Origin of the sequence: Streptomyces sp. NPDC007808 (assembly GCF_042868655.1) — a bacterium.
GTDB lineage: Bacteria > Actinomycetota > Actinomycetes > Streptomycetales > Streptomycetaceae > Streptomyces.
Map to the genome: position 1 here is coordinate 654820 of NZ_JBIAEQ010000003.1, position 25917 is coordinate 680736.

Annotated in this window: 27 protein-coding genes and 1 pseudogene; 13 read left to right on the forward strand and 15 right to left on the reverse strand. The window is 71.7% G+C overall.

The window, feature by feature from the left end:
* Positions 1 to 36 precede the first annotated feature (36 nt).
* Positions 37 to 186: pseudogene (locus tag ACFYNL_RS14675) on the forward strand (MFS transporter); the annotation flags it as partial.
* A gap of 30 nt (positions 187 to 216) precedes the next feature.
* On the opposite strand, the gene ACFYNL_RS14680 reads toward ACFYNL_RS14675, so the two are convergent.
* Positions 217 to 801 carry a suppressor of fused domain protein gene (locus ACFYNL_RS14680; protein WP_388802088.1) on the reverse strand — a complete coding sequence of 195 codons (585 nt, stop codon included), beginning with the start codon at positions 799 to 801 and terminating at the stop codon, positions 217 to 219.
* A gap of 508 nt (positions 802 to 1309) precedes the next feature.
* Here ACFYNL_RS14680 and ACFYNL_RS14685 point away from each other — a divergent pair.
* Both ACFYNL_RS14685 and ACFYNL_RS14690 read left to right on the forward strand, forming a co-directional pair.
* A complete protein-coding gene (locus tag ACFYNL_RS14685; protein WP_388802091.1) occupies positions 1310 to 2425 on the forward strand; it encodes a magnesium and cobalt transport protein CorA in 1116 nt (371 codons plus the stop codon).
* Between the two features lie 33 nt (positions 2426 to 2458).
* Positions 2459 to 2971, forward strand: a complete 513-nt coding sequence (locus ACFYNL_RS14690) for a hypothetical protein (protein ID WP_388802094.1) — start codon at positions 2459 to 2461, stop codon at positions 2969 to 2971.
* A 54-nt stretch (positions 2972 to 3025) separates the two neighbouring features.
* Here the strand turns inward: ACFYNL_RS14690 and ACFYNL_RS14695 are convergent, their stop codons facing one another.
* On the reverse strand, positions 3026 to 3772 hold the full coding sequence (locus ACFYNL_RS14695) for a hypothetical protein (protein ID WP_388802096.1): 747 nt from the start codon (positions 3770 to 3772) through the stop codon (positions 3026 to 3028).
* A gap of 244 nt (positions 3773 to 4016) precedes the next feature.
* Here ACFYNL_RS14695 and ACFYNL_RS14700 point away from each other — a divergent pair, with 244 nt between their 5' ends.
* Genes ACFYNL_RS14700 through ACFYNL_RS14710 form a run of 3 tightly spaced genes read left to right on the forward strand, consistent with a single transcriptional unit; the run spans position 4017 to position 7090 of the window.
* Positions 4017 to 5312: a magnesium transporter MgtE N-terminal domain-containing protein gene (locus tag ACFYNL_RS14700; protein ID WP_388802099.1), complete on the forward strand. Its 1296-nt coding sequence runs from the start codon at positions 4017 to 4019 to the stop codon at positions 5310 to 5312.
* A complete protein-coding gene (locus ACFYNL_RS14705) occupies positions 5302 to 5913 on the forward strand; it encodes a DUF1003 domain-containing protein (protein ID WP_388802101.1) in 612 nt (203 codons plus the stop codon). Before ACFYNL_RS14700 ends, ACFYNL_RS14705 begins: the two co-directional genes overlap by 11 nt.
* Before the next feature lie 43 nt (positions 5914 to 5956).
* Positions 5957 to 7090 carry an Mrp/NBP35 family ATP-binding protein gene (locus ACFYNL_RS14710; RefSeq protein ID WP_388802104.1) on the forward strand — a complete coding sequence of 378 codons (1134 nt, stop codon included), beginning with the start codon at positions 5957 to 5959 and terminating at the stop codon, positions 7088 to 7090.
* A 79-nt stretch (positions 7091 to 7169) separates the two neighbouring features.
* Here ACFYNL_RS14710 and ACFYNL_RS14715 read toward each other — a convergent pair whose 3' ends face one another.
* From ACFYNL_RS14715 to sigE, 5 genes are all read right to left on the reverse strand, one after another.
* Positions 7170 to 7838, reverse strand: a complete 669-nt coding sequence (locus tag ACFYNL_RS14715) for a hypothetical protein (RefSeq protein ID WP_388802106.1) — start codon at positions 7836 to 7838, stop codon at positions 7170 to 7172.
* Positions 7839 to 8076: 238 nt separating this feature from the next.
* Entirely contained in the window at positions 8077 to 8517 is a 441-nt protein-coding gene (locus tag ACFYNL_RS14720; RefSeq protein ID WP_388802108.1) for a sec-independent translocase, read from the reverse strand.
* A 250-nt stretch (positions 8518 to 8767) separates the two neighbouring features.
* A complete protein-coding gene (locus tag ACFYNL_RS14725) occupies positions 8768 to 10858 on the reverse strand; it encodes a trypsin-like peptidase domain-containing protein (protein ID WP_388802112.1) in 2091 nt (696 codons plus the stop codon).
* 383 nt (positions 10859 to 11241) lie between these two features.
* Entirely contained in the window at positions 11242 to 12207 is a 966-nt protein-coding gene (locus ACFYNL_RS14730; protein ID WP_388802114.1) for an anti-sigma factor family protein, read from the reverse strand.
* Positions 12204 to 12902, reverse strand: coding sequence for an RNA polymerase sigma factor SigE (gene sigE, locus ACFYNL_RS14735; RefSeq protein WP_037642843.1), 699 nt, complete (start codon positions 12900 to 12902; stop codon positions 12204 to 12206). Before sigE ends, ACFYNL_RS14730 begins: the two co-directional genes overlap by 4 nt.
* A gap of 301 nt (positions 12903 to 13203) precedes the next feature.
* On the opposite strand from sigE, the gene ACFYNL_RS14740 reads away from it, so the two are divergent.
* Positions 13204 to 13836 carry an O-methyltransferase gene (locus ACFYNL_RS14740; protein WP_388802729.1) on the forward strand — a complete coding sequence of 211 codons (633 nt, stop codon included), beginning with the start codon at positions 13204 to 13206 and terminating at the stop codon, positions 13834 to 13836.
* 99 nt (positions 13837 to 13935) lie between these two features.
* Here ACFYNL_RS14740 and ACFYNL_RS14745 read toward each other — a convergent pair whose 3' ends face one another.
* Positions 13936 to 14103: a DUF3117 domain-containing protein gene (locus tag ACFYNL_RS14745; protein ID WP_003966491.1), complete on the reverse strand. Its 168-nt coding sequence runs from the start codon at positions 14101 to 14103 to the stop codon at positions 13936 to 13938.
* A gap of 374 nt (positions 14104 to 14477) precedes the next feature.
* Here ACFYNL_RS14745 and ACFYNL_RS14750 point away from each other — a divergent pair, with 374 nt between their 5' ends.
* The gene (locus ACFYNL_RS14750) at positions 14478 to 15281 is read left to right on the forward strand and encodes an enoyl-CoA hydratase/isomerase family protein (protein ID WP_388802117.1); all 804 of its coding nucleotides are present in this window, start codon (positions 14478 to 14480) and stop codon (positions 15279 to 15281) included.
* A gap of 125 nt (positions 15282 to 15406) precedes the next feature.
* Here ACFYNL_RS14750 and ACFYNL_RS14755 read toward each other — a convergent pair whose 3' ends face one another.
* From ACFYNL_RS14755 to ACFYNL_RS14765, 3 genes are all read right to left on the reverse strand, one after another.
* Positions 15407 to 15904 carry a VOC family protein gene (locus tag ACFYNL_RS14755; protein ID WP_388802119.1) on the reverse strand — a complete coding sequence of 166 codons (498 nt, stop codon included), beginning with the start codon at positions 15902 to 15904 and terminating at the stop codon, positions 15407 to 15409.
* A gap of 111 nt (positions 15905 to 16015) precedes the next feature.
* Entirely contained in the window at positions 16016 to 16624 is a 609-nt protein-coding gene (locus tag ACFYNL_RS14760; protein WP_388802122.1) for a DNA-3-methyladenine glycosylase I, read from the reverse strand.
* Positions 16621 to 16977, reverse strand: a complete 357-nt coding sequence (locus ACFYNL_RS14765) for a DivIVA domain-containing protein (protein ID WP_388802125.1) — start codon at positions 16975 to 16977, stop codon at positions 16621 to 16623. The genes ACFYNL_RS14760 and ACFYNL_RS14765 overlap by 4 nt, the downstream gene beginning before the upstream one ends.
* A 140-nt stretch (positions 16978 to 17117) precedes the next feature.
* On the opposite strand from ACFYNL_RS14765, the gene folP reads away from it, so the two are divergent.
* The gene (folP, locus tag ACFYNL_RS14770) at positions 17118 to 17978 is read left to right on the forward strand and encodes a dihydropteroate synthase (protein ID WP_388802127.1); all 861 of its coding nucleotides are present in this window, start codon (positions 17118 to 17120) and stop codon (positions 17976 to 17978) included.
* Positions 17979 to 18110: 132 nt separating this feature from the next.
* Here the strand turns inward: folP and ACFYNL_RS14775 are convergent, their stop codons facing one another.
* Both ACFYNL_RS14775 and dapE read right to left on the reverse strand, forming a co-directional pair.
* Complete coding sequence (locus tag ACFYNL_RS14775; RefSeq protein WP_388802130.1) at positions 18111 to 18869, reverse strand: TIGR00730 family Rossman fold protein; 759 nt, start codon at positions 18867 to 18869, stop codon at positions 18111 to 18113.
* A gap of 110 nt (positions 18870 to 18979) precedes the next feature.
* Positions 18980 to 20059, reverse strand: coding sequence for a succinyl-diaminopimelate desuccinylase (gene dapE / locus ACFYNL_RS14780; protein WP_388802132.1), 1080 nt, complete (start codon positions 20057 to 20059; stop codon positions 18980 to 18982).
* An 84-nt stretch (positions 20060 to 20143) separates the two neighbouring features.
* Between dapE and ACFYNL_RS14785 the strand changes: the two genes are divergently transcribed.
* Both ACFYNL_RS14785 and ACFYNL_RS14790 read left to right on the forward strand, forming a co-directional pair.
* Positions 20144 to 21121 (forward strand): heavy metal transporter, encoded by a 978-nt coding sequence (locus tag ACFYNL_RS14785; RefSeq protein ID WP_388802134.1) that lies wholly within the window; start codon positions 20144 to 20146, stop codon positions 21119 to 21121.
* A gap of 346 nt (positions 21122 to 21467) precedes the next feature.
* A complete protein-coding gene (locus tag ACFYNL_RS14790) occupies positions 21468 to 21941 on the forward strand; it encodes an ATP-binding protein (protein ID WP_388802137.1) in 474 nt (157 codons plus the stop codon).
* Between the two features lie 99 nt (positions 21942 to 22040).
* Here ACFYNL_RS14790 and ACFYNL_RS14795 read toward each other — a convergent pair whose 3' ends face one another.
* Positions 22041 to 23135, reverse strand: coding sequence for a bifunctional succinyldiaminopimelate transaminase/glutamate-prephenate aminotransferase (locus ACFYNL_RS14795; RefSeq protein WP_388802140.1), 1095 nt, complete (start codon positions 23133 to 23135; stop codon positions 22041 to 22043).
* Positions 23136 to 23253: 118 nt separating this feature from the next.
* Positions 23254 to 23574, reverse strand: a complete 321-nt coding sequence (gene fdxA, locus ACFYNL_RS14800; RefSeq protein WP_003998156.1) for a ferredoxin — start codon at positions 23572 to 23574, stop codon at positions 23254 to 23256.
* 140 nt (positions 23575 to 23714) lie between these two features.
* On the opposite strand from fdxA, the gene ACFYNL_RS14805 reads away from it, so the two are divergent.
* Together ACFYNL_RS14805 and ACFYNL_RS14810 are read left to right on the forward strand one after the other, a co-directional pair.
* Entirely contained in the window at positions 23715 to 24749 is a 1035-nt protein-coding gene (locus ACFYNL_RS14805) for a GNAT family N-acetyltransferase (RefSeq protein WP_388802143.1), read from the forward strand.
* A gap of 52 nt (positions 24750 to 24801) precedes the next feature.
* The gene (locus tag ACFYNL_RS14810; protein ID WP_388802146.1) at positions 24802 to 25653 is read left to right on the forward strand and encodes a tetratricopeptide repeat protein; all 852 of its coding nucleotides are present in this window, start codon (positions 24802 to 24804) and stop codon (positions 25651 to 25653) included.
* Positions 25654 to 25917 lie beyond the last annotated feature (264 nt).

The window sequence follows — 25917 nt, forward strand, 5'->3', positions numbered from 1 at the left end:
CGAAATCCTGCGGCAGCGGATCGGTCGGTGAGCGGCAGCGTCCGGGTGCCGTTCGTGGTGGCCGCGGTCACGGCCGTGGCGGGCGCGCTCGTGGTCGTCGTACGGCGGAAGGCGCTCATCCACGAGGCGACGGGACTGCAGCCCGAGCACTCGGCCGAGGACGGTGTCACCGTCTTCGCCAACTGACGGTTTTCAGCCACCGGTTGGTGAGGTTGCTCACGCCAGCGGGACGGACGCGCGGGTGGGATCCCGCAGGTCCGTCCCGCTCGTCAGCCAGCGCTCCTGGAGCGCCTGGGCACCGTGCACCCGCTTCCAGGCCGCCTCGTTCGGGGTCATGGGCAGCAGGGGCAGGAAGTGCACAGGTCCGGCGGGCCCGTCCAGCTCCAGGTCCTCGACGAGGCCGCCCGGCTCGGCCACCAGGACCGAGGTGAAGGGAGCTTCGGGCCACAGCGGCTCACCCACGTCCAGGGAGGCGCCCGGTGCCACGATCACACCCTCCACCTGCGGGGACGCGGCGAGCACCGCGAGCGGGCGCAGCACCTTGTCGGTGTCGGCGATGCCGGAGCGCACCGAGAGGACCAGCTCGGCGCGGGGGCCCTTGACCGGGTCGGCGACCATCGCCGTGGGGTCGTTCATGGGCTGCGCGGACATGCCGAGCGTGGCGTAGCGGACGATGTCGCCCTGCTGGAAGCGGAGCACCTCGATGCGGTCCGTACCGAGGAAGGTGACCGCCGCGCGCGCGTCCGGTTCGCCCAGCGCGGTGCGCAACCGGGCCTCGACCAGAGGAAGAACATCAGCCATGCCGCGAGCATAGAACTCGTCAGCACCCGGCAAAGCAGCGCCTTGACACTTCAGTCGGCTGATACTCTTGCCCGGTGTTCGGGGCAGCACGCAGAAGCGTCGCGATCGAGTCCCGACGCCGGATTGCGACTCCCCAACGGGGAACCCTGAACAGGGTATGGAACGTCCCTTACGAGGGACCGGCCGGAGGAGGTGGGGCTGTCATGGATCGAAGTCGACCGTGCAGTACCACTCGCTCTTCCCGCCACTGATGTAGCTGATTCGGCTGTTCCGCCCCGGCTGACCGCCGTCCTTTCACGCTTGCGTCCTTCCACGGAAGAGCACTTCGTTTCGCTTTGCCTGATCGGTCTGATCTGAACCAGCAACGAAGCCACCACCGCGACGGTGCGGTGCTCCCCGCTTTGTGGACGTGCCAAACATCCTGAGGTCAGGACGTCCCCATTCCGGGCAGTTCCACCCGTGCTGCGGCCCTCCCCCGCTTCGTTGCCCGTTGCGAAGGAGCCTGCTCATGTCGATGATCCGCGACCTGCGTGCCGTGGTCCGCCCGTCCCGCGTCTCGCTGCGCAAGGACAACGGCGCGTACGACACCACCCGCGACCCCGCGACCCCCTCCGCCGTCGTCGACTGTGCCGTCTACCGGGACGGCCGCCGACTGCAGACCGACAAGCCGCTGACCCCCCATGAGGCGATGCGCCTGGTGCGGCGGGACGGTGGCTTCGTGTGGATCGGGCTCCACGAGCCGACCGAGGCCGAGTTCTCCGGTATCGCGAGCGAGTTCGGGCTGCACCCACTGGCCGTCGAGGACGCGGTGCAGGCCCACCAGCGCCCGAAGCTGGAGCGCTACGACGACTCCCTGTTCACCGTCTTCAAGACCATCCACTACGTCGAGCACGACGAACTCACCGCCACCAGCGAGGTCGTCGAGTCCGGCGAGGTCATGTGCTTCACCGGCCGGGACTTCTTCATCACCGTCCGGCACGGCGGGCAGGGCTCGCTGCGGGCCCTGCGGCACCGGCTCCAGGACGACCCGGAGCTGCTCGCCAAGGGTCCGTCGGCCGTGCTGCACGCGATCGCCGACCATGTCGTGGACGGGTACATCGCGGTGGCCGACGCCGTGCAGGACGACATCGACGAGGTGGAGACCGAGGTCTTCTCACCGGGGCGCAAGGGGACGCCGCGCGGTACGGACGCCGGGCGGATCTACCAACTCAAGCGTGAGGTACTGGAGTTCAAGCGGGCGGTGTCGCCGCTGCTGCGTCCCATGCAGCTGCTCAGCGAGCGGCCGATGCGGCTGATCGACCCGGACATCCAGAAGTACTTCCGGGATGTCGCCGACCACGTCGCGCGGGTGCACGAGCAGGTCATCGGTTTCGACGAGCTCCTCAACTCGATCCTCCAGGCCAACCTCGCGCAGGCGTCCGTCGCGCAGAACGAGGACATGCGGAAGATCACCTCGTGGGCCGCGATCATCGCCGTACCGACGATGGTCTGCGGGGTGTACGGCATGAACTTCGACTACATGCCGGAGACGCACTGGAAGTACGGCTACCCGGTGATCATGAGCGTCACGGTCGCCATCTGTCTGGGCATCCACCGCACGCTGAAGCGGAACGGCTGGCTCTGAGCGGGCCGGACCCCGCTGGTTAGGCTTGGGGCCATGACAAGCGAGCTGCTCGACCAGGCCCTCGTCGAGGAGGCCACGAAGAAGTCCGGGCTGATCTGGGTCAAGGGACCCGATGTCCCGGCACGGGCGCTGTGGCACGTGTGGCACGAGGGTGCCGCGTGTGTCGTGGGTGACGGCCCCGGTGAGCAGCCGCTTCCCGGGCTGGCCGACGGCGTCGAGGCCGAGGTGACGGTCCGCAGCAAGGACAAGGGCGGCCGGCTGGTGTCGTGGTCGGCGAGGATCGTGGAGCTCGCGGCGGGTTCGGAGCCGTGGGAGGCCACCGTCGCCGAGCTCAAGGGCAAGCGCCTGAACGCGCCTGACGGTGAGGCGATGCCCCAGCGCTGGGCACGCGAATGCCGGGTGCTGCGTCTGGAGCCGACGGGTGCGCTGGCGCCGCTGCCGGAGGGGTCGCTGTCCGAGGCCCCGCTGCCCACACCGGCGACGACCCGGGAGCCCGTTCCGGCTGCGGTGCCGCGGTTGCTGCTGAAGCGACGCAGGCGGAAGTAGGCGGGCGAGCGGAGCCGGGCGGAGCGGCAGGGCAGTCCGGCGGCCCCGCTCCCCTTACGACGTCGGCAGCTGCTTGCCGTAGTCGACGGTGTCGTCCTTGGCCGGCTCCTCCAGCGGGAAGTCCTTGCCCCAGGCGGAGAAGGTCAGCGTGCCCGCACCGCCCGCCCGGGTCAGCCGGAGGGGGTACGGGGTGCCCTTCAGGGAGACGTCGAGGGTGCCGCCGGAGCCGGCGTCGCCCGTGACACGGATGATGCGGGTACCCGCCCGCTCGTGGTACCCGTCCTTGGCCAGGGTGCCGTGCAGGGTCAACAGGCCGTCGAGGAGGACGCCCTTGTCCGTGAAGCCACTGAACTTCTTGTACGACGGATCGCCCTGCGGCACCTTCACGTACTTGCCGCCCAGCTTGTCCACGGCCGCCGCATCCGCCTTGCCGTCGTCGCCCGCGTCGCTCCAGAAGCCGTCGTCGGCCTTCAGATACAGCTGCTCACCGATCCTGAGCAGCTGGAACGTCGATCCCTGCGCGGTGACCGACCCTGTCGCGCCGCCGGACTTCAAGCGCATGTCGAGTGTGTATGTGCGTCCGCTGGTGACCACGTTCCCGGAGAGCCGCACCGCCTCGGCGGAGTCGGCGGCCTCACGGGTCTTGCGCTGGATCTCGGCGGCCGACAGCTTGCCGACCCCGTTGGTGCCCTCGTCGGGGTCCTCGCTGCATCCCGTCAGTGCCGTTCCCGACACCACCAGAGCGCACACGGCGCTCACCAGCGCGGCCCGGCGGGCACGACCCTGCGCGATCGCAGTCACAGGCGGGGCTGCCTTTCTGTCGAGTGACGGGAGCGGCGTACCGCAGCGTACCGGCCCCTCGGGCCCACGGCGGAGCCAGTCCGTCCGGACCGCTCACCAGGGCGTATCGGATCCGGACGGGCTAGCCTGAAGCCCACCTGAGCGGGCAATTCGGATAGGCGGCGCAGTCAGCGAACACCCAGAGAAACAGCAAGAGAACAGCAACCGCCAACACGGCGCACCCGCACGAAAAGGAGCCGCAGCCATGGCAGCCGGCGCCCCCCGGATCTTCGTCTCGCACCTCGCCGGCGTCGCCGCGTTCGACCCGAACGGCGACCAGGTGGGCCGCGTGCGCGATCTGGTCGTCATGCTGCGCGTCGGGCGACGTCCCCCGCGCCTGCTCGGCCTGGTCGTCGAACTCTCCACCCGACGCCGCATCTTCCTCCCCATGACCCGCGTGACCAGCATCGAGTCCGGCCAGGTCATCACCACCGGTGTGCTCAACGTCCGCCGCTTCGAGCAGCGCCCCACCGAGCGCCTCGTCTTCGGCGAGCTGCTGGACCGGCGCGTCACCCTCGTCGAGACCGGCGAGGAGGTCACCGTCCTCGACCTGTCCGTGGGCCAGCTGCCGGCCCGGCGGGACTGGGAGATCGACAAGGTGTTCGTACGCAAGGGCGGCAGGAGCGGCGCCTTCCGGCGCGCCAAGGGCGAGTCGCTGACCGTCGAGTGGTCCGCGGTCACCGGCTTCTCCGCGGAGGAGCAGGGGCAGGGCGCCGAGAACCTGCTCGCCACCTTCGAGCAGCTGCGCCCCGCCGACCTCGCCAACGTCCTGCACCACCTCTCCCCCAAGCGCCGCGCGGAGGTCGCCGCGGCCCTCGACGACGACCGGCTCGCCGACGTCCTCGAAGAGCTCCCTGAGGACGACCAGATCGAGATCCTCGGCAAGCTGAAGGAGGAGCGCGCCGCCGATGTCCTGGAGGCCATGGACCCGGACGACGCGGCCGACCTGCTGGGCGAGCTGCCCGTGGACGAGCAGGAGCGGCTGCTGAACCTGATGCAGCCCGCGGACGCGGCCGACATGCGCCGTCTGATGGCGTACGAGGAGCACACGGCCGGCGGTCTGATGACGACGGAGCCGATCATCCTGCGCCCCGACGCCACCGTCGCCGACGCCCTCGCCCGCATCCGCAACCCCGACCTGTCCCCCGCTCTCGCCGCCCAGGTCTATGTCTGCCGTCCGCCCGACGAGACCCCGACCGGCAAGTACCTCGGCACGGTGCACTTCCAGCGCCTGCTGCGGGACCCTCCGTACACCCTGGTCAGCGCGCTCCTCGACGAGGCGCTCGAAGCCCTGGAGCCGGACGCCGCGCTGCCGGTGGTCGCCGGGTTCTTCGCGACGTACGACATGGTCGCGGCGCCCGTCGTCGACGACTCGGGGTCGCTGCTGGGCGCGGTGACCGTGGACGACGTACTGGACCACATGCTGCCCGACGACTGGCGGGAGACGGAGTTCCATCTGGCCGAGGACACGGGCGAGGGGGTGACGGCCCATGGCTCCTGACCGTGACGGCACGCGCGAGCGCACGGCGTCCGGTGCGACCGCGGCCGGCCGCAGCCCCCGCCCGCGCCTGGACCAGCCCCGCCCGCCGCGCCGCCGGATCCTGCCCGAATGGGACCCGGAGGCCTTCGGGCGGCTGTCGGAGCGGATCGCCCGCTTCATCGGCACCGGACGGTTCCTCGTCTGGATGACGGTCGTGATCATCGTGTGGGTGCTGTGGAACATCGCCGCGCCCGGCGACCTGCGGTTCGACGAGTACCCGTTCATCTTCCTGACCCTGGCGCTGTCCCTGCAGGCCTCGTACGCCGCCCCGCTGATCCTGCTCGCGCAGAACCGGCAGGACGACCGCGACCGGGTCAACCTGGAGCAGGACCGCAAGCAGAACGAGCGCTCCATCGCCGACACCGAGTACCTGACCCGCGAGATCGCCGCGCTGCGCATCGGCCTGGGCGAGGTCGCCACCCGCGACTGGATCCGCTCGGAACTCCAGGACCTGGTGAAGGAGCTGGAGGAGCGGCAGGACGGCCATCGCGGGAACGGTCACCGGGAGCACGGTGTATTCCCGGCGGAACGGCCACGCGGACGTGACGTAGACGACCGCTGACAGGCTTTCCGGGGCATGGCTACCGGGCCGTACCATCGTCCTTATGGCTACGGAAGACGCGGTGCGCGAGGCACTGGCGACGGTGAACGATCCCGAGATCAACCGCCCCATCACCGAGCTGGGGATGGTCAAGTCGGTTCAGATCGGTGCGGACGGTGCGGTCGCGGTCACCGTGTACCTGACCGTCTCCGGCTGCCCGATGCGCGAGACGATCACCCAGCGGGTGACGGACGCCGTCTCCGCGGTCGAGGGCGTCACCCGCGTCGACGTCACACTCGACGTGATGAGCGACGAGCAGCGCAAGGAGCTGGCGAACGCCCTGCGCGGCGGCCAGGCCGAGCGTGAGGTCCCCTTCGCCAAGCCCGGCAGCCTGACCCGGGTGTACGCGGTGGCCTCCGGCAAGGGCGGTGTCGGCAAGTCCTCCGTCACGGTCAACCTGGCGGCCGCGATGGCGGCCGACGGTCTGAAGGTGGGCGTCGTCGACGCAGACATCTACGGCCACAGCGTGCCGCGCATGCTGGGCGCCGACGGCCGTCCGACCCAGGTCGAGAACATGATCATGCCGCCGTCGGCGAACGGCGTGAAGGTCATCTCCATCGGCATGTTCACCCCGGGCAACGCCCCGGTGGTCTGGCGCGGCCCGATGCTCCACCGTGCGCTCCAGCAGTTCCTCGCGGACGTGTACTGGGGCGACCTGGACGTCCTGCTCCTCGACCTGCCGCCCGGCACCGGCGACATCGCGATCTCCGTGGCCCAGCTGGTCCCGAACGCCGAGATCCTGGTCGTCACGACCCCGCAGCAGGCGGCGGCCGAGGTCGCCGAGCGCGCCGGGTCCATCGCCGTCCAGACCCACCAGAAGATCGTCGGCGTGGTCGAGAACATGTCCGGCCTGCCCTGCCCGCACTGCGGCGAGATGGTCGACGTCTTCGGCACGGGCGGCGGCCAGGTCGTCGCCGACGGCCTGACCCGCACGACCGGCACGAACGTCCCGGTCCTCGGCAGCATCCCCATCGACGTCCGCCTGCGCGAGGGCGGCGACGAGGGCAAGCCGGTGGTCCTGACCGACCCGGACTCCCCGGCGGGCTCGGCGCTGCGGGCGATCGCGGGCAAGCTGGGCGGCCGGCAGCGGGGCCTGTCCGGCATGTCGCTGGGCATCACTCCGCGCAACAAGTTCTGATTCGCGTACGTCGACGGGGCCCGTTCCACCGAACGAGCCCCGTCGACGCGACCCCGCCTTCGCACGGGGACGACAGACCCTAGGCGTACGCCGAGATGTCCTTGATCACGGCGAAGCCGAGCCCGTACGCGCTCATCCCCCTGCCGTACGCGCCCACATGCACCCCCGCCTGCGTGGACCCGGCGAGCACCCAGCCGAACTCGGACTCCCGGTAGTGGAAGGGCGTGGGCACGCCGTCCACCGGCAGGGACAGCGTCGACCAGTCCGGCCCGTCGAGGTCGTCGGCCAGGGCCCACGCCGTCTCCGTCTGCTGGTCCAGCCAGTCGTCCCGCAGCGAGTGGTCCATCTGGCCGGGCCAGGTGAAGGACAGCAGCCCCACTCCCGCCAGCCACGCCGCCGACGACACCGACGTCGCCTCCAGCAGCCCCGTACCGTCCGCGCTTCGCCGGGACGGATTCGCCGCGACGGTGACCACCACCGCGAACTTCTCCCGGTCCTCCGTCCCCTCGTTCCGTACGGAGGGCTCGTCACCGTGCCCGATGGAACCGTGTTCCACGGCCCCGTCGGCCGCCATGCCGACCTGCATCAGCCAGCGCGGACCCGTGAACGCCTCGTCGAGGCCGTACCACGGGAAAGGCGCCAGCAGGTAGCCGTCGACCGTGCGCCGGGCGGAGGGGACCTGCTGTCCGCTCTCCGTGGCCGGTGCCTGCGCGACTGACCGACTCGTCGTCTGACTCGTCGTCTCCATGTGCCCGGACGCCTCCTCGTTCTAGCCGGACCAGCCCGGCCCGCCCCCCTTCGGGCGGCGCTACCTGTTCAGGGACGGTCCGCACAACAACTTGGCAGCATAACCACACCGCTCCGAGCAGCAGGGAAAGCGCCCGGCGCGTGGGGCGCGCAGGGGGCGTGTTCAGGCCGTGTGCGACCCGGGCGGAGTATGAGAAGCGTCACGCGGGAGCGGTGGTTCCGCCCCGGTTCCGTACCGCTCAGGTGGCGTCCGCGTCGAAGGGCGGGCGGTCGTCGCGCGGGCTCTCGGGCTTCTTCGTCATGTCGAGTCCGCCACCGGAGGCACCCGAGGAGGAGGAGACCGAGGACGAGTCCGGCTCACGGCCGTGCACGGCGTCGGTGACCTCGGCCATCTCCTTCTTCAGGTCGAAGCCGTTGCGGATCTCCTTGAGCCCCAGTTCGTCGTTGTCCAGCTGCTTGCGGATGAACGTCTTGGGGTTGAGGTCCTCGAACTCGAAGTCCTTGAACTCCGGGCCCAGTTCCTGCCGGATGTCCTGCTTGGCGCTCTCCGAGAACTCGCGGATCTTGCGGATCGTCCGGGTGACGTCCTGGATGACCTTCGGGAGCTTGTCCGGACCGAAGACGAGCACGGCAAGGACGATGAGCGTCACCAGCTCGAGCGCACCTATGTCATTGAACACCTGAAGCTCCTTGCGATGTCCTCGGTCCTCGGCCCTCGGCGGTCCATTGCGGGTCTTCCGTGGTCCGGGCCGGATCCACGGTACCCGGCGATCCGCTACGACCGGTACTGTCCCGAGGCCTCCGAATGCGGGTATGCGTGCGGTTTAACCGGTTGTTTGCCTTGTCAGAGCCCGTACGGGTGTCTCGTGCGCGGTGCACTGTGATGTTCGTGTGTGTCTGGGGCACCGCTCGACTCAGCCCCCGCTCGATTCAGTCACCGCTCGACGAGCCCAGCGTGAGGGAGATCGTCTTCTCCTTGCCGCCCCGCTCCAGGGTCAGCTCCAGTCGGTCGCCGGGGCGGTGCGCGCGTGTCTTGACGATGAGTTCCTCGCCGGAATGGACACGCTGGCCGTCCACCTCGGTGATGACGTCGCCCGGCCTGATGCCGGCCTTGTCGCCGGGGCCGCCCTTAGTGACCGCGGGGCCGCCGTCACGGCCCTTGGTGCCGACGCGGGCGCCGTCGCCGGTGTAGTCCATGTCGAGGGTGACGCCGATGACCGGGTGGGTCGCCCGGCCGGTGTTGATCAGCTCTTCGGCGACTCGTTTGGCCTGGTTGACCGGTATGGCGAAGCCGAGGCCGATGGAGCCGGACCGCGCACCGTCCAGGTCGGAGCCGCTGTCGGCGGACCGGATGGCGGAGTTGATGCCGATGACCCTGGCCCGGGCGTCCAGGAGCGGGCCGCCGGAGTTGCCGGGGTTGATGGGCGCGTCGGTCTGCAGGGCGTCCACGTACGACACGTCGCTGCCGTCCCCGCCCTCACCGCCGGCCGTGATGGGCCGCTCCTTGGCGCTGATGATGCCGGAGGTGACGGTGCCCGCCAGGTCGAACGGGGCGCCGATGGCGACGACCGGATCGCCGACCTGGACGTTGTCGGAGTTGCCGAGCGGCAGCGGCTCCAGGCCGCTGACGCCGGTGACCTTGACGACGGCGAGGTCGTAGCCGCTGTCCCGTCCGACGACGGTGGCCTCGGCGGTGTCCCCGCTGTGGAAGGTCACCGTTATCTCACCGTCTTCCCCGGCGGGTTCGACGACGTGATTGTTGGTGAGGATGTGGCCGCGGTCGTCGAGTACGAACCCGGTGCCGGTGCCCTGCTCCTCCCGTCCGCTGACATGCAGCGTCACGACGCTGGGCAGGGCCCGCGCGGCGATCCCGGCGACACTGTCCGCAGCCCGCCCGGCGGGCTCCGCGGCGGCCTGGGGCAGCTCCACGTCCCCCACACCGCCGTTGCGCTCCAGGTAGGCGCCCACGACACCGCCGACGCCCCCGGAGACGAGCGCGATCAGCAACGCGCCGACGACCAGCACCCGCTTCGCCCGCCCCCGCCGCTGTTCCTGCGTGGCGACCGCGGCACCGGTCTGCTGGAGGGGGGCGGTGGGGTTGGCCGAGGCGGCCCAGGGGTCGTAGTTCTGCCAGGGGTTCGCGGGGGGCGGGGCGTCGGGGGCGGGGGCCGCGGGAGCGACCGGGGGTGTGGGCTGGGCCGACGGCTGGGTCGGGATCATGGGGGCGGGTGCCTGCGCGGCAGCGCTCGGGGCCGGGTGCGGGGTGGGCGCCGGAGCGAGTACGCCGGCTGCCGGGGCCGGGGCTGTCGGCGGCGCGGGCGTGGCCTGCGCATCGAGGGTGGCGGCGGGCGGGGTCGGGGCGGGCGTCGGCACGCCGTGGTTGAGCGCCGGTGGCCGCGGGACGGGCGCGGCCGTCCCGTGCGCGGGCGTCGTCGCCGGGTGCTGGACCGGCGGGGCGGGGGCCCAGGGGCCGGGCTCGCCGTAGGGCGGGGTGCTGTAGGGGTCGGGGTCGTGCAACGGTTTGGGGCGCTCGGTGCCGGGGGCGGGAGGAGCGGGGGTGGCTGTGGGCTCGGTGCCGGGGGCGGGAGGAGCGGGGGCGTCGGTGGGCTCGGCGGCAGCCGTGTCCGTGGAGGGGGCGGCCTCGGCCGTCTCATCGGGCCGTGCCAACTCGAAGTCGCCGTCGGCGGACGTCGCGCCGCCACCGCTGCCGCCCGTCTGCGGCTGACGCGGCTCGACGTCATCCGCGCCCGTGGCCGTATCGCCGTCGCCGCTCCGCGCGGCGGGCCGGGCCAGCTCGAAGTCGCCCTCCCGCGAAGCCGGGTCGTCGGGTGGGCGCGTGGTGGGACGGGCCAGTTCGAAGTCACCGTCCGGGCCGGTGCCGGGGCTTTGCTCGTCGCGGCCCGCGGGCACCGTGTGTCCGTCGGCGACCGGAGTCGGCGCCTCGCCCTCCGCCTCAGCCGAGGACCCCTGGGGCCGGGGCCGGTTCCACCACTTCGGCTTCGTGGGCTTCCCCTCGTTCATGTTCTGCTTCCTACTCGCTGCTGACCGTTGTTCGAGCAGGACGCTGCACCCGCCGCCGGGTCCGAACGGACACGGCCCGGAGCGCGGCGGGCAGCCGCAGCCGATCGGGCCCTCGCTCCGCGGCGAGGGCTCCGGTCCGCCGACTTCCCACCCTGGTTCCCCGGCCGGCCACCACCGGGAACACCCCGGCGCCCGAATGCCTACTCGACCCTGCGCTGTTGCCGCACGTTCCCTCAGGGAACCGGGCGACCTCGTGCAACCTCCCCCATCCGGCACGCGGCGTCGACGGCAGCCGCGTCTCCTCGACTCCGCGCCCCGGCATCGACCCGGGCGCGGCCCACCCCGGATTCAATCAGGTTCGTGGGCCGCTGCGCAGAGGCTGGTCAGCGACCGGTCGCGGGGGAGGCGGAAGAGGATGACGTCGTCTCAGGGACGTAGGCGGCGAGCGGGTCGGGAGTCGCGTTGACCTCGGTCGCCGCCGACCATGCGGTCAGGGAGAGCGGTGGGTTGGCGCTGAGCGGACGTATCAGCGGGGACATGGCGGCCGCGCCGGCCACCACGGGCGCGGTGAGCGCGTGCATCTCATGGTCGGCCGACTGGGCCGGCATCCCGGGCAGCAGCGGAGCGGACACCTCGGTGGGTGTCCTCGGGGTGTCGAGCGTCCGCTCGCCCTGCCCCTGCGCGAGCAGCGGACCGGATCCGCGTCGGCGCTGGCTCTCGGGCGCCGGCGCCGCGCCGGTGCCCTGCGTCCGCGCCGGCGTCACCTTGCTGCCGCCCGAGCCGCCACGCGCCTCCGTGTCGGTCGGCACGCTCGTCGTGACGCCGCCCAGCGCGATCGCGGCCAGTGACACCGCTCCCGCGGCGACGAAGGCGAACCGCATCCGGGAGGAGGAACGATCGGCGTCGCGGCCCACGGGGTGGGTGCGGAACCCGCGGTCGGCGGCGGGAAGCGCCGGGCCGTGCGGACGCGAAGGGACGTACCCGAACTCGAACCGGTCGCTGCGTTTCACTGCGAACGCCCCGGTCGAGCCGGACCGTCCGGACAGTCCGCCGAACCCTCCCCCGCCCAGCGGCGAGCCGCCGCCGTCCAGGTCACCTCCTGCGGGCAGGCCCTGAAGACGGGCCAGGAAACTCTCGGAGGGAGGCGGCGGGGCCGCCTCGGCGAAGACGTTCTTCAGTCGGCGCTGGGCATCGGCCTCGGCCTTGCACCTGGCGCAGGTCGCCAGGTGGGCCAGGACGCGCTCGCGCGACTCATGACCGAGCTCTCCGTCGACGAGGGCGGAGAGTCGGTCGCCGAGGTGCTGCTCGGCCAGAAGCCGTTCCGTGGGGGTGGGTCGGGAGTCGTTCACGCGGTCGCGCCCCCTCCCCCCAGCGCTGCCACCCGCGGCACGAACGAGCGGCGTTCGGCGCGCGCCTCCGGCGAGCGGTGGGCGAGGGCCTTGCGCAGCTGCGAGCGCCCGCGGTGGATGCGGGAGCGGACCGTGCCGAGCTTGACGCCGAGGGTCGCGGCGATCTCCTCGTAGGACAGGCCCTCGATGTCGCACAGGACGACCGCCGCGCGGAACTCGGGCGCGAGGGTGTCGAGGGCCTGCTGGACGTCCGCGTCGAAGTGCGCGTCGTTGAAGACCTGCTGGGGCGTGGGCTCCTTGCTGGGCAGCCGCTCGGCCGCGTCCTCGCCCAGCGCGTCGAACCGGATGCGCTGCTTGCGGCGGACCATGTCCAGGAAGAGGTTCGTGGTGATGCGGTGCAGCCAGCCCTCGAAGGTGCCCGGCGTGTACGTCGACAGGGAGCGGAAGACGCGGACGAAGACCTCCTGCGTCAGGTCCTCCGCGTCGTGCTGGTTGCCGGTGAGGCGGTACGCCAGTCGGTAGACCCGGCCGCTGTGCGTGCTGACGATCTCCTCCCAGGTGGGCGGAGTCCACGCCTGCCCGTCCGCGTCGGTGGAGAAGGTCGCGGTCTGGGCGTAGTCGCCGGCGTGGCTGTGGTCAGCAGTGTCGTTCACGGATTTCGGCCTGCCCGCCGATCCGAGAAAGCGCCGCAGCACTCCTCCCCGATCCACAGGCGCAGCCGCACCTCCCCTGTCGGCTCTGGTGGTGTCCAGTGGAGCCCCTACCATAGCCACCTCGCCCGTTAGCTCCGGATAAGCGGTTTTACGAGAATTTGATCTGGGCTGACACGGCTGGTGCGCCTGCGTCAGCACTTGCTCGCGGCCCGGCTCGTCATCGTGATCCAACTGTGTCCCCCCGCTCGTCTTCCCACCCTTCTAAACGCGCGGTCCCATCTGCGGGTTCCCGGCCGCAACGGATACAGTCACGCCCAGGCAACCACGGGGACAGGAGAGGGTCATTACCGGCAACCGGCAGACGGACTGGGCGTTCGCCGACGCCTACGTCGCCGAGGACGACGTCCTGCGCTGGGCCCGGGACCGGGCCCGTGAAGCGGGACTGCGCTCGGTGTCGCCCGGCACGGGCGCCGCGCTGCGTTTGCTGGCCGCCTCGGTGGACGCGAAGGCGGTGGCGGAGATCGGTACCGGCACCGGTGTCTCCGGCATCCACCTCCTGCACGGAATGCGCCCCGACGGCGTGCTGACCACGGTCGACCCCGAGCCCGAGCACCAGCAGTTCGCCCGTCAGGCCTTCCGCGCCTGCGGTTTCGCCAGCAACCGCGCCCGCTTCATCCCGGGCCGCGCCCTCGACGTGCTGCCCCGCCTCGCCGACGCCGGTTACGACCTCGTCTTCTGCGACGGTGACCGGCTGGAGTTCCTCGACTATCTCGCTGAATCGTTGCGCCTGCTGAGGCCGGGTGGACTCGTCGTCTTCGAAGGCGTCTTCGCCAACGGACGCACGGTCGACTCGGGCCCTCAGCCCACCGAGGTCATACGCATCCGCGAGCTGCTGCGGGCGGTGCGCGAGAGCCAGGAGCTGGTGCCGTCGCTGCTGCCGGTCGGGGACGGGCTGCTGTGCGCGGTCAAGCGGTGATCATACGGCGGACCGCACGCCGGGGACGTACCGCGAAAGCAGCGACCCCGGCACCGTGAGCGGTGCCGGGGTCGCCGAAGAGGTAGGGTCGCTGCCGCGTCAGCCGACGACCTTCTTGAGGGCGTCGCCGAGCGCGTCGGCCTCGTCCGGGGTCAGCTCGACGACGAGCCGACCGCCGCCTTCGAGCGGAACGCGCATGACGATGCCCCGCCCCTCCTTGGTCACCTCGAGCGGGCCATCGCCCGTCCGCGGCTTCATGGCCGCCATGCTCGTTCCCCTTCCTGAAACCAGCTCATCGTCAAAGCCGACGGCCCCATGGAGGGCACGCGCGTCAGGCTGAGACACGCGACACCGGCATCGAACACATTGCTTCCCAGCCATTATCCCGCATCTCAGGACCCGATGACCAACATCAGTAGGCATCGCTTGGGCAACGCACGCGAGCAAAACCACTCAATTCGGCGATCGGACTGCGATACTGCGCCACCCCGCACACTTCGGCCGAACGGAACCGGACACCAATTCTTTGACGCAGGTCACACCTCCGGTCCGGGCCGTCCTCCGTGATCTCCGCCATGCTGTCCTCAGACGAGCGCGTACCGACGAGTACGCCCGAGCCGCGACACCGGAGGGGATACGCCATGGCCGACACCGTGCTCTACGAGGTGAGCGACGGACTCGCGACGATCACGCTGAACCGCCCCGAGGCGATGAACGCGCTGAACATCGCGACCAAGGTCGCCCTGCGTGACGCGGTCCAGGCCGCCGCGGGCGACGACGCCGTACGCGCCGTGCTGCTCACGGCCGCCGGAGAGCGGGCGTTCTGTGTGGGGCAGGACCTGAAGGAGCACATCGGGCTGCTGGCGGCGGACCGCGAGACCGGCTCGGGTCAGACCATGAGCACGGTGCGGGAGCACTACAACCCGATCGTGCGGGCGCTGGCCGGGATGCGGAAGCCCGTGGTGGCCGGGGTGAACGGGGTCGCGGCGGGGGCGGGCTTCGGGTTCGCGCTGGCGGCGGACTACCGGGTGGTGGCCGACACGGCCGCCTTCAACACCTCGTTCGCGGGGGTGGCGCTGACCGCCGACTCCGGTATCTCGTGGACGCTGCCGCGGGTCGTCGGGCCGGGCCGCGCCGCCGATCTGCTGCTCTTCCCGCGGAACCTCAAGGCGCAGGAGGCGTACGAGCTGGGGATCGCGAACCGGCTCGTGCCGGCCGCCGAGTTGCGGGCCGAGGCGGAGAAGGTGGCGCGGGCGCTCGCCGAGGGGCCGACGGTGGCGTACGGGGCGATCAAGGAGGCGGTGGCGTTCGGGCTGTCGCACTCGCTGGAGGAGACCCTGGAGAAGGAGGACGAGCTCCAGACACGGGCCGGGTCCTCGGAGGACCACGCGATCGCCGTACAGGCCTTCGTGAACAAGGAGAAGCCCAAGTACCTGGGCCGATGAGTCCGGGGCGGTAGCGCCGGAGCGACCGTGTCGCCCCGTCGGGGGCGCGGGTGCTGCGTGAGGGGGGCTGATCGCGCCCGGCGGTGGGTGCTCCCGACCGACACGGACCCGCGTCCCTGGACGGGTCATCCCCCGGAGCCGGAGGCCCCCGGGAAGAAGTCGGCACCCTGCACGTACGCCATCGCCTCGGCCCATTTCGGGTCGCCCAGACGGCGTTCCATCTCCTCCGGACCGACGTCCTCCACCCGCGTCTGGAGCCACCACAGGTTGCCCAGCGGATCGCGTACCCGCCCGATCCGGTCGCCGAAGAAGAGGTGGGTCACCTCGGTCACGGACGTACCACCGGCCTCGACGGCCCTGCGGTGCGCGGCGTCGGCGTCCTCGACGTAGAGGCGCAGGAAGGCGGGTGTCGGCGGCCAGTGGGGCGGCGCGTCGAACGGCATGACGATCGAGTCGCCGATCCGTACCTCCGCGTGCCCGATCCGGCCGTCGTCCCCGACGACCCGGGCGATCTCCTCCGCGTCGAACGCCTCCTTCAGGTAGTCGATGAGCCCGGCCGTGTCGCGGGAGATGATCCACGGCGTGACGGTGTGGTAGCCGTCCGGGATCGGTTTCACGGTCATCCGCTGCCTCCTGAGTGCGTCGTGCTGCTCGTACCGACGCTAGGCGGCCTCTAGGCCAGGTGCTGTCCTAGAAGCCGAGCCCACTTCCCGGAGACTCGACCCGCGGGCCGGTCAAACGGCTGACCCGACCTTCCGCGGGGCGCTCCTGGCCACGCATGTCTGCAGGTGGTCGTCGACCAGGCCGCACGCCTGCATCAGGGCGTACGCCGTCGTCGGGCCCACGAATCGCAGGCCCCGCTTCTTCAGGGCCTTGGACAGGGCCGTGGACTCCGCGGTGATCGCGGGGACGTCCGCCAGGGTCTTCGGCGCCGGTCGGGCGGCGGGGTCGGGGGCGTGGGACCAGATCAGTTCGTCCAGCTCGCCCGGGGCCCAGTCGGCCAGCGCCCGGGCGTTGGCGAGGGTCGCGTCGATCTTGGCCCGGTTGCGGATGATGCCCGCGTCGATGAGGAGGCGGTCCCTGTCGGTGTCCGTGAAGGCCGCCACCTTGGCGATCTCGAAGCCCGCGAAGGCCGCGCGGAAGCCCTCCCGGCGGCGCAGGATCGTGATCCAGGACAGGCCGGACTGGAAGGCCTCCAGGCTGAGCCGTTCGAAGAGGGCGTCGTCGCCGTGCACCGGGCGGCCCCACTCCTCGTCGTGATACGTCACGTAGTCCGGGGTGGACAGGGCCCACGGGCAGCGCAGGGCACCGTCCGGGCCGGCGAGAGCCGAGCCGTCGCTCACTGCTGGTCCTCCTGCGTCGGCTTCTCCATCGACACCCGACCGGTCGATGTCTGCACCCCCGCCAGTGCGGACTCCAGGTCGGCGATACGGGCGTCGCGCTCGGCGAGCTCGGCGCCGAGGCGGCTGAGGGCGTCGTCCACGTCGGCCATGCGGTAGCCGCGGGCGGCGAGCGGGAAGCGGAGGCTCTCGACGTCGGCCCGGCCGACCGGGCGGTCCGGCGGCAGCAGGTCCTGCAGCCGCTCGGGCGGGGCCTCGGGCAGCGGGCCGTCGCCCTCGCCGCCGCCCACCACGGCGAGGGTCACCGCGGTGACCACGACGGCGAGCGCGACGACCAGGAACAAGAACATAACCATCGCTGTGGCCCCCACGGTCGGTGTATGCGAGCGGTCGAGTGTGTCAGTGTCCGATCGTGCCATGCGACCGTGAGCGTTAGGGTCGCAGGCGGCTGAAAGGCCAGGACACCCATCGGACGCGCAGGAAGAGGTCGCAGGGGATGCTCAGGCTGGGCAGGCGCGTGTTCGGCGCGCACGAGCCGGTGATCATGGCGATCGTGAACCGGACCCCGGACTCCTTCTACGACCAGGGGGCGACGTTCCGCGACGAGCCGGCGCTCATGCGGGTGGAGCAGGCGGTCGCCGACGGCGCGGCCATCATCGACATCGGCGGGGTCAAGGCCGGGCCCGGGGAAGAGGTGACCGCCGAGGAGGAGGCACGGCGGACGGTCGGGTTCGTGGCCGAGGTGCGGCGGCGTTTCCCGGACGTCGTGATCAGCGTGGACACCTGGCGGGCCGAGGTGGGCGCCGCGGTGTGCGAGGCGGGGGCGGACGTGCTGAACGACGCGTGGGGCGGGGTGGACCCGGGGCTGGCGGAGGTCGCCGCGCGGTACGGGGTGGGCCTGGTGTGCACGCACGCGGGGGGCGCGGAGCCCCGGACCCGGCCGCATCGGGTGACGTACGACGACGTCATGGCCGACATCCTGCGGGTGACGGTGGGACTGGCCGAGCGGGCGGCGGCGCTCGGGGTGCCGCGGGAGTCGATCATGATCGATCCCGGGCACGACTTCGGGAAGAACACCCGGCACAGCCTTGAGGCGACCCGGCGGCTCGGGGAGATGGTGGAGACGGGGTGGCCGGTGCTGGTGTCCCTGTCCAACAAGGACTTCGTCGGGGAGACGCTGGACAGGCCGGTGAAGGAGCGGGTGCTCGGGACGCTGGCCACGACCGCGGTGTCGGCGTGGCTGGGGGCGCAGGTGTACCGGGTGCACGAGGTGGCGGAGACGCGGCAGGTGCTGGACATGGTGGCGTCCATCGCGGGGCACCGGCCGCCCGCGGTGGCGCGTCGCGGGCTTGCCTGAGGGCCCGTCGCGACCGCGGCGCCTGTGGGGCGGCGCCCGGTACGCACGCTCACCGCACCGTCCGAGAACCCGGCCGGGACGCTGTCGAACGCCGGACGGGCCGAGCGGGTCGGCTCGTCCGGCGCTACCGCTTCAGCGCCCCGCTTCCTTCGACACCAGGGCCACCGCCTCCTCCACGTCGTCCGTGACGTGGAACAGCAGGAGGTCCTTCTCCGCCGCCTTGCCCTGGGCCACCAGTGTGTTCGTCAGCCAGTCGATGAGGCCGCCCCAGTACTCGCTGCCGAACAGCACGATCGGGAAGCGGGTGACCTTCTGGGTCTGGACCAGCGTCAGGGCCTCGAAGAGTTCGTCGAGGGTGCCGAGGCCGCCGGGGAGGACCACGAAGCCCTGGGCGTACTTGACGAACATCATCTTGCGGACGAAGAAGTACCGGAAGTTCAGGCCGATGTCGACGTAGGGGTTGAGCCCCTGCTCGAAGGGCAGCTCGATGCCGAGGCCGACGGAGATGCCACCGGCCTCGCACGCACCCTTGTTCGCCGCCTCCATGGCACCGGGCCCACCACCGGTGATCACCGCGAAGCCCGCCTTGACGAGTCCTCTGCCGAGGCGGACTCCCGCGTCGTACTCGGGCGAGTCGGCCGGTGTCCGGGCCGAGCCGAACACGCTGATCGCGGGCGGGAGTTCGGCGAGGGTGCCGAAGCCCTCGATGAACTCCGACTGGATGCGCAGGACTCGCCAGGGGTCCGTGTGGACCCAGTCCGTGGGGGCGCGCTCGTCCAGCAGCCGCTGGTCCGTGGTGCCGGCCTGCACCTGGCTTCGCCTGCGCAGGACCGGGCCCAGCCGCTGCTCGTCGGGTGGCTGCTGTTTCCCCTGGGGGTTACCGGTAGCCATGTGCGCTCCCTCCGTGTGCCAGGTCGTTCCACCTCAGCGTAGATCCACGCGGGTTACGGACGGGGGACGTGAGCATGTCCGCCGTGGGCGCCGCGCCCGCGAGGCGCCCGCTACGCCGTGAGCCAGGCCCGCAACCGCTCCTCCCCCGCGAGGATCTTCGCCGTCTCGACCCGTTCGTCACGCTTGTGCGCCAGGTGCGGGTTCCCGGGGCCGTAGTTGACCGCCGGGATGCCGAGGGAGGAGAAGCGGGAGACGTCGGTCCAGCCGTACTTGGGGCGGGGGGTGCCGCCGACCGCCTTCATGAACGCCGCGGCCGCCGGGTGGGACAGACCCGGCAGCGCGCCGCCGCTGTGGTCGTCCACCACGAACTCCTCGACCCCGCAGTCGGCGAAGACCTCGCGGACGTGCGCGACGGCCTCCTCCTCCGTACGGTCGGGCGCGTAGCGGAAGTTGACGGTCACCACGCACTCGTCGGGGATGACGTTGCCCGCCACCCCGCCCGAGATCCCGACCGCGTTCAGGCCCTCGCGGTACTCCAGGCCGTCGATGACCGGGTAGCGCGGTTCGTACGAGGCCAGGCGGGCCAGGATCGGCGACGCCGCGTGGATCGCGTTCGAGCCCATCCAGCCGCGCGCGGAGTGGGCGCGCTCTCCCCTGGTCTTGAGGAGCACCCTGAGCGTGCCCTGGCAGCCGCCCTCCACCTCGCCGTCCGACGGTTCGAGGAGCACCGCGAAGTCGCCCTCCAGCCACTCCGGGCGGTTCTCGGCGACGTGCTTGAGGCCGTTGAGTTCCGCGGTCACCTCCTCGTTGTCGTAGAAGACGAAGGTCAGGTCGCGGTTCGGGGCCGGGACGGTCGCCGCGATCCGGAGCTGGACGGCGACGCCCGACTTCATGTCGCAGGTGCCGCAGCCCCACAGGACGCCGTCGTCGTCCAGCCTGGACGGGACGTTGTCCGCGATCGGCACGGTGTCGATGTGGCCGGCGAGGATGACGCGCTCCGGCCGGCCGAGGTTCGTGCGCGCCACGACGTTGTTGCCGAACCGCTCGACCGTCAGGTGCGGCAGGGCGAGCAGGGCGGTCTCGATGGCGTCCGCGAGGGGCTTCTCCGTGCCGCTGACGGAGGGGAAGTCGACGAGCCGGGCGGTGAGCCTCGCGGCGTCGAGCGTGAGGTCAAGGGAGGTGTCGGCCATGGTGCCGACCCTAACGCGAGCTGCCTTCCCCCTACTTTTCGCACCGGCCCCATACCCCTCAGTAACCTCGGCTACCTTGTACGCGTGCGAGAGCCGTCCCCTTCTTCCAAGCGCCGTGGCCGCCTCCTGCGTCGAGGGGCGTCCTTCCTGGTCCTGCTCGCCGTCGCGGGGTATCTCGCGGTGCAGTACGTCACAGGAGGCACCGGAACACCGGGCTGCGAGGTCGTCTCGGGCAAGGGCGACGGAGCGCGGTACGAGTTCACGCCGGAGCAGGCGGTCAACGCCGCGACCATCGCCGCCGTCGGCACCGGACGTGGGCTGCCCGAGCGGGCGGTGACGATCGCGCTCGCCACCGCCCTGCAGGAGTCGGCGCTGCGCAACATCAGCCACGGCGACCGCGACTCGCTGGGCCTGTTCCAGCAGCGCCCCTCGCAGGGCTGGGGCACCGAGCGGCAGATCATGGACCCGATCTACTCGGCCGGCATCTTCTACGAGCACCTGGTCAAGGTCCGCGACTACACGCGGCTGCCGCTCACCGTCGCCGCCCAGCGCGTCCAGCGCAGCGGCTTCCCGGAGGCGTACGCCAAGCACGAGCCGGACGCGACACTGCTCGCCGCCGCGCTCACGGGGCGTTCGGCCGCGACGCTGACCTGCGAGGGACGTCCCGGTGCCACGCGGACCGCGGGCCCGGACGCCGTGCGGGCCGCGCTGGTACGGGACTTCGGCCGCGACGCCCTGCAGCCGGTCGGCGCCGAGGTGAGCGCCCGCAGGACCACGCCGGTGCCGACGCCCGCGGTGTCCGAGCGCGACGGGCGGACCGTCGTGCTGCCCGTGCCGCAGGACCCGGGCTCCCGTGCGGGGCGCGCTGTCGACGAGCGTGGGTGGCAACTGGCCCACTGGGCCGTGGCCAACGCCTCCGAGCTGCACATCAAGCGGGTGTCGTACGCGGGTCGGGAGTGGATCGCCGGGAACACCGACAGCCAGTGGCGCGCGACCGCGACGTCGGGTGCCTCGGGCCCGGACAGCGGCCCGAAATCGGTCCATATCGCGACAAGTCGCTAGCACGCCCAGCCGTTCGGGGGCTCACCCTCCGGAGGTACCGGAGGTGTTGGCCGACGGGGCGGCGGGCAGGTTTTCGCGGGGTCACCGTCCGATCCGCCAAATCCCTTGAGAACAAAGGGCTGCAAGGATCCGGCAGGCTTTCCGGCGGGAAGCGTTTTGACCGTTTTTATCCGCAGGCGATTATGCGACGCATTGCCAACTCTTTACGTTGCGCCGCCGCAACCTTCGAGGGCTTCGAGCGGTAGTCACTGCGTCCGAGCCCGGAGATCAACACCCAGTCGGTCAACTGCCGGGCGTGGTCGGACACTTCATCGTTCTCATCCGACATACCCGTCGAAGGAGCATCATGTCCCTCCCCCTGTCCCGCCGGATCGCCCGTGCCGCGCTGATCGTCGCTGCGGGAGCGGCTGCCGGGGTCGGTGCGGCCGGCTCCGCCAGCGCGGCCCCCGAACTGCCCGACGCCTCGAAGGCCGGACTGACCGCCCTGGACGGCGCGAGCGTGGTCGACGGCGCGACGCAGAACGCCACCGGGATCGCGGGTGGCGCCGTCGACACGGCCGTCGACAAGGCGCTGCCGACCGCGCAGAAGGCCAGTGGCAAGGTGACCAAGACCGGCGGCAAGGCCGCGAAGAAGGCCGTGCCGACGGCGGCCAAGGCCGGCAGCAAGGTCACGAAGAAGGCGACCCCCGCGGCGCAGGAGACCGCGGGCGGTGTGGCCGGGTCGGTCGGGTCCGTGCTCGGTGACGCGGCCGGGGCGGCCACGAAGGGCGGCGTGCCGACCACCGGGACCCTGCCGGTGCAGGCGCTTCCCCTCGCCTGACGGCCGGCCTCGGCCCGCTCGGACCGCCGACGGGGTTCAGGGAGAGTTCCCTGGGCCCCGTCGGCTTTGCTGTGCCCTCCCGCGGACGAGTCGACCGAGCTACCTCAGGCGCTGTACCGCTGCCCTGACCCGCTCGTCGGTCGCGGTGAAGGCCACGCGCACATGCTGGGCGCCCGCCTCGCCGTAGAAGTCGCCGGGGGCCACCAGGATGCCCAGCTCCGCCAGGTGGGCGACCGTCGTCCAGCAGGACTCGTCCCTCGTGGCCCAGAGGTAGAGGCTGGCCTCGCTGTGCTCGATGCGGAAGCCGTGGGACTCCAGGGCCTCGCGCAGGGCCGCGCGGCGGGCCGCGTAGCGGTCGCGCTGGACGCGGACGTGCTCGTCGTCGCCGAGGGCCGCGATCACCGCCGCCTGGGTCGGCGCCGACGTCATCATGCCGCCGTGCTTGCGGATCTCCAGCAGCGGTGCCAGGACGGCCGGGTCGCCGGCCAGGAAGGCGGCACGGTAGCCCGCCAGGTTCGAGCGCTTCGACAGGGAGTGGACCGCGACGATGCCCTCGAGAGAGCCGCCGTTCACGTCCGGGTGCAGGACCGAGACCGGGTCGGCCTCCCAGCCCAGCTCCAGGTAGCACTCGTCGGAGAAGAGCAGGACGCCGTGCGAGCGGGCCCACGCCACGATCCGCGTCAGCTCCGCCTTCGACAGCACCTTGCCGGTGGGGTTGGACGGCGAGTTCAGCCAGAGCAGCTTCAGACCCGCGGGGTCCAGCTCGGTCGGGTCGTCGTAGACCTCGTAGTCGGCGCGGGCCAGGCGGGCACCCACCTCGTACGTCGGGTAGGCGAGCCGCGGGTACGCCACCTTGTCGCCGGGGCCGAGACCCAGCTGGGTGGGGAGCCAGGCGACCAGTTCCTTCGAGCCGACGATGGGCAGGACGTGCCGGTGGGTGACCTCGCGGGCCCCCAGACGGCGCTCCACCCAGCCCGTGATCGCCTCCCGCAGTGCGGGGGTGCCCCAGACCGTCGGATACCCCGGCGAGTCCGCCGCGTCGATCAGGGCCTTCTGGATCAGCTCGGGTACCGGGTCGACCGGCGTGCCGACCGACAGGTCGACGATGCCCTCCGCGTGTGCGGCGGCCGTCTTCTTGTACGGCTCCAGCTTGTCCCAGGGAAAGGTCGGAAGGCGGTCGGAGACTGCGGACACGGGATCGGACTCACTTTCTGCTACTGCCGGACACGGCAACGCCTCGGGCCCGTACGGCGACAGGGCGATCAGGCCGTACGGGACCGAGGCGGCACGCTGTGCGGGTCGCCGACGGGGGTTACTCGGCCTGCGGCGGCAGCGCTGCGACGAACGGGTGGTCCCGCTCGATCAGACCCAGCTTGCTGGCGCCACCGGGCGAGCCGAGCTCGTCGAAGAACTCGACGTTCGCCTTGTAGTAGTCCTTCCACTCCTCCGGCACGTCGTCCTCGTAGAAGATCGCCTCGACCGGGCAGACCGGCTCACAGGCTCCGCAGTCGACGCATTCGTCCGGGTGGATGTACAAGGACCTGGAGCCCTCGTAGATGCAGTCGACCGGGCACTCCTCGATGCACGCCTTGTCCTTGACGTCGACACAAGGCTGCGCGATGACGTAGGTCACGCTGTCGTTCCTCCTCGATAGGGCGCTGGCGGGCCTCCACAGGCTCCGCCGCCTGGCGCGCGGGAGCGCGGCGTCGTCGATGCCCGCCCCTAGTATCTCCGTTCTTGGGCATGATCCGAACAGGAGGGGTGAACTGACCTGTGGAAATCTCTGCGACGGGGCGCTTCGAGGTCCGTATCACCGCTGCTGACGTGGGCAAACGGGTCTCTGTACGCCGCCTGGACAATCCTTCGGCCGAGGGTGAGAAGTTCACCGACACGGTGGGTGTTCTCGCATCATGGAACGACGGTGTGCTGCTGATCACACGGAAGACCGGGGAGACCGTCCGTATCCCGGAATCCTCCGTGGTGGCGGGCAAGGTCGTGCCCGCCGCGCCGGCCCGTCGGCGCGGCCCGGCCGCCTCGTACGAGGAACTCGCGCATGTCGCCGCGCGCGCGTGGCGGCCGGTGGAGAGCGAACGGCTCGGCGAGTGGGAGCTGCGGGCCGCGTCCGGGTTCACCCGGCGGGCCAACTCGGTGCTGCCGCTCGGCGACCCCGGCATGCCGCTGCCGGCCGCGCTCGATGCCGTACGGCGCTGGTACGGCGAGCGCGGGCTTCCCGCGTACGTCCAGACCGCGACCGGGGCCGAGGGCACGCAGGAGCTGCTGTGCGCGGAGCTGGAGCGGCTGGGGTGGGTTCGGGAGGTGACCGCCGAGATGTGGATCGGGGCGCTGGCGCCGATCGCCGACCTGGGCGAGCCGGCCGAGGTGTCCCGGGTGGTGCTGTCCCGGGAAGCGGACGAGGCTTGGCTTGCCCGTTATCGGCGCAAGGGGGTGAACGAGGTGGCTCTGCGGGTGCTGGGAGGGGGGCCCGCCGGCTCGGGTGAAGCCCGCGAGGCAGGGCCGTCGGTGTGGTTCGCGACGGTCGCCGGTGAGAGCGGTGGTGCCCCCGCCGCGATCGGGCGGTGTGTGGTGGACGGCCGGTGGGCCGGGTTCGCCGCCGTGGAGGTCGACCCCGCGCTGCGGCGGCGGGGGCTGGCCACCCTGGTCATGGCGGCGCTGGCCGCGCGGGCCCTGGACGAGGGGGCCTCGGCGGCGTGGCTGCAGGTCGAGACGGACAACGTGGGCGCGCGGGGCCTGTACGCCGGGATGGGGTTCACCGCACACCACGCCTACCACCACTATCGATCACCGTGAGCAATCGCCGTCTCCAGCGGTACCGATCGCCGTGAAAGGGCACGAGCCAGCTATGCGTCCCCCCTGTCCCCCATCACCCGAGCGTTCCGCCGAGCTGCGCAGGCGGTTCGCCGAAGAGGCACGGTCCGAGCGGCCCGACCTGTCCCTGCTGTGTCTGCTGGTGGGAGCCGAGGCGGACGGGGAGCTGGACGAGGTGGGGATGGACGCGGTGCAGGTGGAGCTGGACGGACTGGCGGGACAGCTGCCGTTCCGGCCCGGCGGGCCGCGGGCGTGGGCGGTCGCACTGCGGGACCTGCTCGGGGAGCGGTACGGGTATCGCGGCTCGGCCGCGGACTATCAGCGGCTCGAATCGTCGCTGCTGCACCACGTGGTGGTACGGCGGCGGGGGCTGCCCATTCTGCTGTCGGTGCTGTGGATGGAGGTGGCGCGGCGGGCGGGGGCCCCGGTGTACGGGGTCGCGCTGCCCGGTCACTTCGTCGTGGGGTTCGGCCCGGCCGAGGACCAGGTGCTGGCCGATCCGTTCGACGGGGGCCGGGTGCTGACGGGGAGCGACGCGCAGGTGCTGGTGGCGGGGGCCACGGGGGCGGCGCTGGAGCCGTCGATGCTGGCGCCGGCCGATCCCCTGGACGTGGTGCTGCGGATCCTGAACAACATCCGGGCGTGGGCGGCCACGCGGCCGGAGCGGACGGATGTGGCGCTGTGGGCGGTGGAGTTGTCGCTGCTGCTGCCCTCGCATCCGGCGCGGCTGCGGTTCGAGCGGGCGCAGTTGCTCGTACAGCGGGGTGAGTTCGTCGAGGGGGCCGCGGAGTTGGAGGAGTACGCGGAGTTGGTCGGCGCGGTGGACGAGGGGGCCGCGGAACGGGTGCGGGAGCAGGCTCGGGCGGCTCGCGCGTTGCTGAACTGAGCTCGCCCCCGCTCTGCCCGGCGCTCGCGGCCGTCAGGTGGTCGATGACCGTACCCTGCGGCGGGCGCGGGACCACCGCCGGTTCGGCGCCGCGTGACGCCGGCGCGGGTGAGGACATCGCGGACGCGGTACGCCCGTGGACGCGGAACGCCGGCCGGCCGCACCGGTCGGCGGTGGTGCGCGTCCGCCAGCCCGGCGGCGCCCGCCTCGCGCGGGTCGGCGCGGAACTCGTCGCCGTACGCCCCGAGGCGCGGGTCGTCCCGC